Annotated in this window: 12 protein-coding genes; 6 read left to right on the plus strand and 6 right to left on the minus strand. The window is 40.7% G+C overall.

What is annotated here, in order from left to right; translation table 11 throughout:
• Positions 1–440 precede the first annotated feature (440 nt).
• A complete protein-coding gene (gene mtnA, locus ACFFAP_RS15470) occupies positions 441–1,502 on the plus strand; it encodes an S-methyl-5-thioribose-1-phosphate isomerase (RefSeq protein WP_375512033.1) in 1,062 nt (353 codons plus the stop codon).
• A gap of 353 nt (positions 1,503–1,855) precedes the next feature.
• Here mtnA and ACFFAP_RS15475 read toward each other — a convergent pair whose 3' ends face one another.
• The 6 genes from ACFFAP_RS15475 to ACFFAP_RS15500 all read right to left on the minus strand — a co-directional run bounded on the left by ACFFAP_RS15475 (position 1,856) and on the right by ACFFAP_RS15500 (position 6,553).
• On the minus strand, positions 1,856–2,068 hold the full coding sequence (locus tag ACFFAP_RS15475) for a hypothetical protein (protein ID WP_375512034.1): 213 nt from the start codon (positions 2,066–2,068) through the stop codon (positions 1,856–1,858).
• Positions 2,069–2,099: 31 nt separating this feature from the next.
• Positions 2,100–2,348, minus strand: a complete 249-nt coding sequence (locus tag ACFFAP_RS15480) for a transposase (protein ID WP_375512044.1) — start codon at positions 2,346–2,348, stop codon at positions 2,100–2,102.
• A 133-nt stretch (positions 2,349–2,481) separates the two neighbouring features.
• Entirely contained in the window at positions 2,482–3,078 is a 597-nt protein-coding gene (locus ACFFAP_RS15485; protein ID WP_375512035.1) for a hypothetical protein, read from the minus strand.
• A gap of 571 nt (positions 3,079–3,649) precedes the next feature.
• Entirely contained in the window at positions 3,650–4,558 is a 909-nt protein-coding gene (locus ACFFAP_RS15490) for a hypothetical protein (RefSeq protein WP_375512036.1), read from the minus strand.
• Positions 4,559–4,779: 221 nt separating this feature from the next.
• Entirely contained in the window at positions 4,780–4,986 is a 207-nt protein-coding gene (locus ACFFAP_RS15495) for a hypothetical protein (protein WP_375512037.1), read from the minus strand.
• Positions 4,987–5,131: 145 nt separating this feature from the next.
• Positions 5,132–6,553: an NADP-dependent isocitrate dehydrogenase gene (locus tag ACFFAP_RS15500; protein ID WP_375512038.1), complete on the minus strand. Its 1,422-nt coding sequence runs from the start codon at positions 6,551–6,553 to the stop codon at positions 5,132–5,134.
• Positions 6,554–6,964: 411 nt separating this feature from the next.
• Between ACFFAP_RS15500 and ACFFAP_RS15505 the strand changes: the two genes are divergently transcribed.
• From ACFFAP_RS15505 to ACFFAP_RS15525, 5 genes are all read left to right on the plus strand, one after another.
• Entirely contained in the window at positions 6,965–7,693 is a 729-nt protein-coding gene (locus tag ACFFAP_RS15505) for a GUN4 N-terminal ARM-like repeat domain-containing protein (protein WP_375512039.1), read from the plus strand.
• Between the two features lie 25 nt (positions 7,694–7,718).
• Positions 7,719–7,880 (plus strand): type II toxin-antitoxin system HicB family antitoxin, encoded by a 162-nt coding sequence (locus tag ACFFAP_RS15510; protein ID WP_375512040.1) that lies wholly within the window; start codon positions 7,719–7,721, stop codon positions 7,878–7,880.
• A 56-nt stretch (positions 7,881–7,936) separates the two neighbouring features.
• Positions 7,937–8,167, plus strand: a complete 231-nt coding sequence (locus tag ACFFAP_RS15515) for a type II toxin-antitoxin system HicA family toxin (RefSeq protein WP_375512041.1) — start codon at positions 7,937–7,939, stop codon at positions 8,165–8,167.
• A gap of 49 nt (positions 8,168–8,216) precedes the next feature.
• Positions 8,217–9,356, plus strand: coding sequence for an ABC transporter ATP-binding protein (locus tag ACFFAP_RS15520; protein WP_375512042.1), 1,140 nt, complete (start codon positions 8,217–8,219; stop codon positions 9,354–9,356).
• Positions 9,357–9,467: 111 nt separating this feature from the next.
• Positions 9,468–10,247, plus strand: coding sequence for a superoxide dismutase (locus ACFFAP_RS15525; RefSeq protein WP_375512043.1), 780 nt, complete (start codon positions 9,468–9,470; stop codon positions 10,245–10,247).
• Positions 10,248–10,889: the final 642 nt, after the last annotated feature.

Below are 10,889 nucleotides of genomic sequence, written 5' to 3' on the forward strand. Positions count from 1 at the left end.
CCCTTTTTTTTCTTTTAGTTGAAATTGAAAAATTTCATACTTGAAAAGGATAATAAGTTTCAATATAAAAAAATTAAAACTTAGTTTTAAATAATAGTTTACCTATTTTAGTTATTTATTAAAACACTTCACATTGAATAAAACAATTATATAAATGTCATATATTTAACCTGAAACTCAGATATTCAAAATGTTTTAACACAAAAACATTATTTTGTCAATATATAAATATCATAACTAGGCTTTCAAGATGAGTAAAAATTTTGGTTAAAAAATTCTTTTCTAATCTTTTTACTGCATATTCTATGTGTACTTGAAATTAAATAAGTTACTTAATTAAGGTAGAAAATGCTGTAGTTAATTAAATTTGGTTTTTCAAATAAAATTACCAGTATGCATTAAAGTAAAAAATATTACTTATTTACTAATAACCTATTGCTATGACACCTTCCACAAACCAGGTTTATCCCGTTATTTGGCATAATGACTCAGTGTCACTAATTGATCAAACCCGTCTACCCAACGAATATACATTTGTGGAAATTCACCGCAGTGAAGATATGGCGCGGGCGATTAAAACGATGATTGTGCGAGGTGCGCCTGCAATTGGTGTGGCTGCGGGGTATGGAATGTATCTTGGTGCTAGAGAAATCGAAACAAGCGATCGCCACGAATTTTTGCAACACTTAGATAAAGTAGCCCAGTTGTTGCGTTCTACTCGTCCGACGGCGGTAAATTTATTTTGGGCAATTAGCCGGATGATGAAAGCCGCTTACGAAACGCTGGGAACGGTAGAAGACATCAAGCAAACCCTTTTCCAAACAGCCCAAGCAATCAACGCTGAAGATTTGCAAACCTGTCAAGCGATCGGCGACAATGGTTTAGCAGTTTTACCCAATACCCCAGAAAAGCTGAGGCTGCTTACTCACTGCAACGCTGGGGCGCTGGCTACTGCTGGTTATGGCACAGCATTGGGTGTTGTGCGTTCTGCTTGGAGAGAAGGACGTTTAGAACGTTTATTTGCCGATGAAACCCGTCCCCGCTTACAAGGCGCAAAACTCACCGCTTGGGAATGTGTGCAAGAAGGTATTCCAGTGACATTAATTACTGATAATATGGCAGCCCATTGCATGAAACAGGGTTTAATTCATGCTGTAGTTGTGGGTGCCGATCGCATTGCTGCTAATGGTGACACTGCCAATAAAATTGGTACATATAGTGTTGCGATCGCAGCTAAAGCCCATAATATCCCCTTCTTCGTGGCTGCACCCCTTTCCACCGTTGATTTTGAATTAGCCGATGGTAGCAAAATTCCCATTGAAGAACGCGAACCAACAGAAATCTATCAAGTTGGTGATACCATTCTCACACCTGCGGGTGTAGATTTTTACAACCCAGCTTTTGATGTGACTCCGGCTGAGTTAATTACAGCCATCATTACAGAGAATGGAGCGATCGCACCTCATGAATTAGCAAAATCACAACTAAAGCAAGTAGTGTAAATCATTAAGGGACTTTACTGGTCAAGATTAAAGATATGCCCAAAGACGGACTTTCTTTCTCTAAGCCAGAACAGGCGATCATTTATAAGTGGCTTAAAGATAATAAACCTCTCTAAAAATGAGCCTGAAACCCTTATAAAATCGTGGTTGATTCTCAGTTTCTGGAAATGTCTAGTAACTACAACTTCAGCCGTAGTAACAACAACTTAAGCGTTACTTATACCATTTTCAACGTTTATAACTACAACTTCAGCATCTATAACTACAGCTTAAGCTGTAGTAACAACGACTTAAGCATTAGTTATAACATCTTCAGTAATGATAATTACTGTTTAAACCGTAGTCACAACCACTTAAGCGTTACTTATCACACTTGAAGCGTTATTAACTACAGAAGAAGTTGTTGTTAACACAGAAGAAGTTGTTCTTACTACAGCTTTAATTTTATCAGTGACAGCGTTTAGTGTGGTAAGGAACCTTACAGCAATTTTCAGGTAAATAGACCACAATGGTTGAACCTTCTCGTAGGCATCATCTTCGGTAATATAATTTACAGCGTCAGCCATTGCTTGATCGAGTAATTCCAGTGTGCGCGCTTCACGGGAACGGAGAAATTGCAACAAGATTCGACCAACAAAGTTCTATGGGGGATAAATCAGGAGAGTAGGGGGGCAAAAACTTGACTTTTGCACCAACAGACTCGATGGCAATTTTTACACGCTCCGCCTGATGAACCCTCAGATTATCCATAACCACGATCGCCCCTTTCCACAATTGAGGAGCTAAGACCTGAGTTACATATGTGAGAAACACCTCAGTATTGGTACGATTTAGTCTAAACTCCAGTTATTCCGTAGGAATAGATTACTTGTCGTAACCGTTTTACAAGGGGTTTATTGACAGCTTTGATACTTAGGATAGTGCGATCGCTTTTGTACAAGAGAAGTTTAGTGCTGATGATGAGGGCAGAATTTGCCTGTTACTGCTTTTTGTCTAGTGGAACCAAAATGTAAGTTGTCTGGTTATTAGGTATATTAGCGTTCTGACTAGCAGATGGAGTGTCATCCTCAACTGCACTCTTGTCTACGTCCACTGTACCTTTTACAGTGTCTTTAACACCTTCAGCTGCACCCTTAACAATATCCACTGTATTTTTTATAGTATCGTTAACGCCTACAGCTGTACCTTTAACAGCATCCACTGTATCTATTGCAATGCTGTTAACGTCCAAAGCTGTATCTTTAACAGCATCTCCTACATCTTTTACAGTTTCGTTAACACTGTCAGCTACACTCTTTATTGCGTTTCCTACATTTTTTACAGTTTGATTAAAACTCCCGGTAGCACCCTTTACTGCATTTCCTACACTTTTTACAGTTTTGTCAACTTTTTCGGTTGTACCCTTAATAGTTAAAGCCGCAGCTAGTGCACCCAATGTAGCACCAATGAGCGCTCCAAATGCTACTTTAGCTAAGTCATTATTCGTGCTTTTACCTGCTGTATAATTATTGGCTTGATCTGTAGGCATATCAATATTTCCTTCAGGCTGCTCTGAAAACTGTTGATTTGCATTCATAATAATCTTCTCTTTTGTAATAAGACAGAAAAACAATACCTAGACGTTTTTTTCTTAGTCTCGCAGAGTTTAAGTTGGAAAAACGTAAGTTGATCTAGTAACTAATAATTCATGAACTTTCTATGTTTGCAGGTAGTCCTTTAAGTAGAAGGAATAAGTATATAGCGGTTCCCGATCTAGTGAGGTACGTTTTAAAAGCTACTAACCTTGATAAAAAAGATTTGGGTGTACTTCATCTGCTTAGGAAACGCTATATGTCCTTTGAAAAAAGCAACTATTGCTTATCCTTAATCTTTAAAAACTACTTTATTAGACTTCTCTCAGCTACAAACTCAGAAAATTATTGGTTTGCAATCCTATGCGCCTGTTTCTAAGAGTCACTAAAGCCGAGCAATTTTTTCGGAAAATGAGTCATTCTTTAACAGAAGCTATTGGTATTCATTCATTTATAGACATAAGTGACTTTCCAAAACCCCCTTTGTCTAGTCTGAATCTGGAATATACAAGGTTGAGGTACAGTCTATATCTCCTATACCAATTTCATCATTCTTGATTTACGGGTTAATTGCAACTATCTCCGCTTATATTGATTGCTCTGATTTTCAGATGGTTTAGCATTTTCTGCTGTATCCTTTGCTTTGTCCGCAGCACTTTGTACAGCTTCATTAACACCTTCTGCTGTGCTCTGTACTGGGTCTAGTGTTGCTACAGTGGTTTCCTTGGCTACGTCAGCGACATTTTCTGCTGTATCTTTTGCCTTGTCCGCAGCACCTTGTACAGCTTGATTAACACCCTCTGCTGTACTTTGTACTGCGTCTAGTGTTGCTACCGTGGTTTGCTTAATTCCCTCAGCGACATTTTCTGCTGTATCCTTTACTGTGTCCCCAACAACTTGTACAGCTTGATTAACACCCTTTGCTGTACTCTGCAATGCGTCCAGTGTTCCTACAGTAGTTTGCTTGGCTACGTCAGCAACCCCTTCTACGGTGTCGATTGTACCACCTACAACAGCTTGGATAGTACCCTCAGCGACACTCTTTGCCGCGTCCCCTAGACCTTTTGCTGTTTGACCAAGACCATCACCAATAATCTTTGATGCGTCTCCTATTCCTTTTATAGTGTGGTTAAAGCCTTTACCTATTCTTTTACCAGCAAAAGCGCCAGCTAATGAGCCTAACGTAACACCAATGAGTCCTCCTATCAGTGCTCTATTTAATGTAGGATTGCTACCTCCGTTTGCGGGACGAACATCGGATTGAGGCGTAATTGTAGGAGCATTTGCAGGTCTAGATACTCCAGCATCTATGGTTGTGTCAGTTGAACCAGCATAAGATTGACCTGCTGTTGTACGGTTAGCATACTCAATTCCAGATACTCCAGCATCTATGTTTGTACCAGTTGAACCAGCATAGGATTGACCCGTTGTCGTGCGGTTAGCATTTTCAACCTGTTTGTCTAAAGCTTGCTTACTCTCAACCATATCAATAATCTCCTTGATTAAAACCAGATAGCTGTTAGTTATTTCTAATACCTAATCTAGCTAGCGCAGAGTGCAACTTAATCGCTCTAAAGAAACACATATAAGGTGAAATGACTGGAGTTTAGACTAAAAGCGATATGAGAGAACGCAAATCAAATGGAATTAGAGATTAAAAATCAGTAGACCGAAAACTTTTGAAAGTTAAGGAAATTATCAGGGTTTCAGGCGATGCTTTTGAGCTTTCCGTCACGACCACAAGCGATCGCTGTATTTATCCATCCAGAACAGAGGTGCTTGAAAGGTAGATTAGAAGCTGATTTGAGCAGATGATGTTTCCAAGGTGAAATGAAGGGCTGATAAGGGTTATGGAAAAGTTTTCGGTCTACTGAAAATCTTCTAAAGATGACTAACAAAGGGTTTGAGTCCACTTGAATGGACTTTAGCTACTAGCCCAGAAATAAATTTCTGGGCGGGCTAAGGAGCTAATTGACAATGCTACAATATCTCAGGTTCAAAGACTTGAAGCTGGCCTGCGAATAAAATTCGCCAAAACTTAAGTTGACACTAATGCATTTAACCAAAATGCTGAATAATTGCCTCGGCAAATTCAGAACATTTTAAGGGTTCAACTGGCGGTTCTAACAACCGGGCTAAATCGTAAGTGACTTGACTACTCGCGATCGCATCGCTTAAACCTTTCTTAACTAGGTCTGCGGCTTCTTGCCAACCCATAAATTCCAGCATCATCACACCAGACAAAATCACTGAACCAGGATTAATTCGATCTAAGCCGGCGTGTTTGGGTGCAGTACCGTGGGTAGCTTCAAATATGGCACTAGAATCACCAATATTTGCCCCTGGCCCCATTCCCAATCCCCCAACAATGGCGGCGGCGGCATCAGACAAGTAATCGCCGTTCAAGTTCATCGTCGCCAGAATCGAATACTCATCTGGTCTGGTTTGGATTTGTTGAAAAATACTGTCAGCAATCCGGTCATTTACCAAAACTTTATCTTTCCATTTGCCCTCGCCGTGGGTTGCCCAAATTGAGTTAAGAACAGTTTCAACTTCCTTGACAATTTGCGCTTTCTTTTCTTCGGTGAGACTATCAAACCCAGGATCAATCTCGCGGGCGTTTTCTTCTAAGGAAATATTCGGATTTTTTTCCTTATTACTCAAAATCCAAGATTCCCGTTCAGTGACAGTTTCTTGGCGAAATTCGCTGGTTGCTAATTCATAACCCCAATCACGGAAAGCGCCTTCGGTGTACTTCATAATGTTGCCCTTATGCACCAAAGTCACTTGTTGCTTGTGTTTGGGCAATAGCAAAGCGTGTTTGATGGCACGTCTGACTAGACGCTGGGAACCAGTTTTGCTGATGGGTTTGATGCCAATACCAGAATCAAGGGGAATGCGTTTTTTTCCATGTTCTGGGGTGGCGGGGATCAGTTCTTCATTGAGAATTTTAATTAAGCGATCGCCGATTTCGCTACCTTGTCGCCACTCAATGCCTAAATAAATATCTTCCGTATTCTCCCGATAAACAATTACATCCAGCTTTTCGGGATTTTTGTGGGGTGAGGGCGTACCTGCATAGTATCGGCAAGGACGTACACAGGCATACAAGTCAAAAATTTGCCGCAGCGCCACATTTAAAGAACGAATTCCCCCCCCAACGGGAGTAGTCAAAGGCCCTTTAATAGCTACACCATATTCTTCAATTGCCGTGAGAGTATCTTGAGGTAAATATTGATAAGTACCGTATAAATCACAAGCTTCGTCCCCAGCGTAAACCTTGAACCAACTAATTTGACGCTGACCCTTATATGCTTTAGCTACCGCAGCATCTAGCACCTTTTGAGTAGCAGGCCAAATGTCTATACCTGTACCATCGCCACGAATAAAGGGGATAATTGGATTGTCCGGTACGATTGGTTCACCATTTTTGAAGGTGATTTTTGCTCCAGTTGCGGGGGGGGTAATCTTTTCGTACATACTTCACACACTCCTAATCGATACGCTGCTATTCAGAAAAACCTTATGTGGCAGGCTTGTATATTTTGCTGTGTCTTTGCTTGAGTATTGGGTATTGGGGACTGGGTATTGGGGATTGGGTATTGGGAAGAGACAACGAAGTGATTTTTTCAATAATTCCCCCTTCTTCTCCATGTCCCGTCAGTCCCCAGTCCCTAGTCCCTAGTCCCCAGTCACCAGTCCCCAGTAACTAATCCGCAGATTTTCCCCCTATTCCCCTTGTACAGTATTTGGGGATTAAGTGTGGGATTCAGTCAAGCGATCGCAATTTGTACGATCAAAAATAGTAAACTACTTTTCGCTATCAGTGCTTCACCTTAGAGAAGCCCAATAGCTTACCGCTCTTTCACTGACCGCTAAAACGAGAATGGCATGACAGACCCAATGATTTTATCAGGCCCTGCTAATGACATCGACTCCCTCCGACGACCGTTAATCGCTGGGTCTGAAAAAGTCCAACAACAGATAATCCCACAATTAGCTGAGTTGGGTAATGAGGGATTAGACGTGTTGATGGAATTTTTACTGAAACGACGTGAGAACCAAGCTACTTGGGTTGATGGCAAAGCTTACCAAGTCCTCTATAACTCCGATGCACCTCAAGCCAAAGAATTTCTGCGCTCTTGTTTTCCTGAGGGAATTGTACCTCTAAAATCAGAGTGCGGGATTAACTACAATTCTTTGCAACAGCTACTAGCTGTTCAAGACTTCCAAGCAGCCGATCGCCTGACCATAGAAAAAATGTGTGAACTCTCAGGGCCAACGGCTGTACAACGAAAATGGTTGTATTTTAGTGAGGTAGAAAATTCCCCGGCTGTTGACTTGCAAACTATTAACAACCTATGGTTAGTCTACTCAGAAGGGAAATTTGGTTTTTCAGTGCAGCGAGAAATCTGGTTGAGTTTGGGTAAAAACTGGGAGAATTTCTGGCCGAAAATTGGCTGGAAAGCAGGTAATAACTGGACGCGATATCCTAACGAGTTTACCTGGGATTTAAGTGCGCCTAGAGGTCACTTACCGCTCTCTAATCAACTTCGAGGGGTACGAGTATTTGCTTCTTTACTTTCTCACCCTGCTTGGTCGAAGAATCCAGAAAAATGATTTTAAGCCTACGTACAAATAGATTATGATAACTCCCACCAACCGAGAATTCTACGTCATCATTGAACGGGATGAAGATGGCTACTATGTCGGAGAAGTCCCTCAGCTAAAAGCCTGTTACAGTCAGGGAGAAACAATTGATGAGTTAATGGCTAATATGAAAGAAGTAATTGAACTTTGTTTATAAACAAAAAGTGATGAATAAATCCTAGAATTTATAGGAATTCAAAAGGTAGTAATTTAATGCCAAAGCTACCAGTTTTAACAGGTAAAACAGTTATTAATGCCCTTGAGAAAATAGGATTTCAGGCGGTGCGTCAAAAAGGCTCTCATGTACAAATGCAACATGAGGATGGACGCTTATTAACTTTTCCTGTTCGTGCTGGTAAAACAATAGGTAAAGGATTACTACGCAAAATACTACGCGATGCTGAACTGATGAGGGAAGAGTTTATCGGATTGCTGGAATCATAGAGTTGGGAGGTTTTCTACCAATTCTAAATGCACAATATAAAATCAGATAATGGCAAACGTTCGTCTAGAAGATATTAAGCGTAGATTCAATAACGTCACCGCTATTGAGGATATTACCTTTGAAATTCCGGATGGCGAGTTTTGGGTTTTAGTTGGGCCATCGGGTTGTGGTAAGTCTACAATTTTGCGAACGATCGCTGGTTTAGAAAGCGCTACATCTGGCAAACTCTATATTGGCGATCGCTTGGTGAATAATATCCCAGCCAGACAACGGGATGTGGCGATGGTATTCCAAAATTACGCTCTCTATCCTCACATGAGTGTGGCGCAAAACATCGCCTTTGGCTTGCAAATGCGGAAGGTTGATTCTAAAATCATTCAAGAACGGGTGATGAATGTGGCGCGATCGCTTTCTCTGGATCACCTGCTGGATCGCAAGCCGAAACAACTTTCTGGGGGACAGCAACAACGGGTAGCATTAGGGAGAGCGATCGCTCGTGAACCACAAGTGTTTTTACTTGATGAACCTTTATCTAATTTAGATGCCCAATTGCGCGATGATACAAGGGCAGAATTGAAACAGTTACATCAAGAATTAGGCATTACAACTATTTACGTCACTCACGATCAAGTTGAAGCGATGACTTTGGCTGATAAAATTGTCGTGCTAAATCGCGGGCGGATTCAACAAATTGGCGATCCCCAAAGTATTTATGCAAGTCCTACTAATGAGATGGTGGCAACTTTTTTAGGCAGTCCACCAATGAATATTTTGCCTGCAATCTACGAAAATAACGGGTTTGATGTGAGTGGACAGTTATTAGTAATTCCAGCAGTTGTAAAAGAAAAATTGCAGTTCTGTCAGGGACACAGTTATGATTTGGGGATTCGTCCAGAGCATATTTTTATTAACGAACCGCCTTCTCTGCAAGACGGTATGCGAAGGCGTAGCGTCTCGCAGAGAAGCCGTCAAGAAGTAAATGAGAGTCAGCTGATTGTAGAAGTTAAGGTGGTGGAACCTTTGGGAAGGGAAACTTTGATTCGTGCTGGTTTACCAGGTTCGGCGGTGGTGTTGAATATTCAGGTAGGCTCTGATGTGCGTCCGCGTCCAGGCGATCGCCTTTCTCTACAACTCGATTTAAATCAATTGTTTGTATTTGATCCTAAAACTGGAGACAGAATTTTATAAAGAGTTTCTTAAACTGCCAGAAATAATTGCAAATTCCCAATTTTTTGTAGCCATAATCTAAGAAAATAAAAACTGCAATAGAAACTTAATGGATTCCCTGCAAAAACTTATATGGCTATTAATCGACGGTATTTCTTGTTTTTACTCACATCAGGTGCGGGTGCTTTTGCATTAGATGCTTGTGCATTAGCAGAAAAATCTTCTGAGGGAAACACTGCAACACCAAATACAACAGCAAATACAACAGTAAATAGAACAGCAAATACAACAGGGGCTATCCAACTACCGCCTTTACCTTACGCCTACGAAGCACTGGAACCACACATTGATGCCAAAACGATGCAATTTCATCACGATAAACACCACGCAACTTATGTGAAAAACCTGAATACAGCGTTAGCCAAACATCCAGAACTCAAAGGTAAAAGTGTTGAAGAACTGTTGCAGAAACTTGACAAAGTACCACAAGATATTCGCACAACAGTACGCAATAATGGCGGTGGTCATGTGAACCACTCAATGTTCTGGCAAATTATGAAGCCGAAAGGTGGGGGAGAACCAACAGGAAATATAGCCTCCGCGATTAATCAAAATTTTAGCTCTTTTGCAGCTTTTAAAAAACAGTTTAACGAAGCTGGTGCTGGTCGTTTTGGTAGTGGTTGGGTTTGGCTAGTGCGTAACAAAGGTGGCAAGTTAGAAGTGACAACTACAGCTAACCAAGATACTCCCTTAAGCGCAGGTAAATATCCCATTTTGGGTAATGACGTATGGGAACATGCATATTATCTTAATTACCAAAATCGCCGCGCCGACTATTTAGATGCCTGGTGGAACGTGGTTAATTGGGATGAGATTAACAAGCGGTTTGCAGCTGCAAGGAAATTTGCCTGAAACCAGACAACAATTTAAAGTTATAGGCAGTTATAGGCGCTTAAAAACTGGCAACAGAAACAATATTCTGCTGCCAGTTTTTCGGGTGTGATAAGCTAATCGTCATTCTTTTTTCAGAATGATTCGCTTGTATAAGACTATGATTTTATTTCTGAAAAAGCTCGCCCTCAACTCGAAAAGCCTGATTCCATATTGCCTACTCCCTACTCCTTGCCTATCGCGCTTCGCGCACCACCTAGATAATTTCAAAAATCAAATATGATTCCTATAGTAAGCAAAACCAATGCATTGCATAGAGTTGTCTAAGAGGAAGCCTCTGCTCAGAACTCCTCCCATTGTAAGAAGTGGCGTTACACCTATCGTGCTAAATTACTTATGAAAAGTAAAAGTTATATAAAATGAAAATTTCAGATTTTGTCATGACAACGTATAAAGTTTAAAATCATTTGATCAAATGTGCAATTTGAATAAAAACACTCTTGAGTCCTTTTGATTATAAGGAGGAGATTCTCATGAAGATTGGTTGCAAATTATTCATGCTTGCTTTAACTGTTCCATTATTTATTGGAATTTTAAATTTTAAAGTACAAGCTCAAGTTACTAGAAAATTGGGTGTAGCTGGTGATATTCCTGTTCCCGGCA

The organism is uncultured Nostoc sp. (genome assembly GCF_964245575.1).
Classification (GTDB): domain Bacteria; phylum Cyanobacteriota; class Cyanobacteriia; order Cyanobacteriales; family Nostocaceae; genus Nostoc.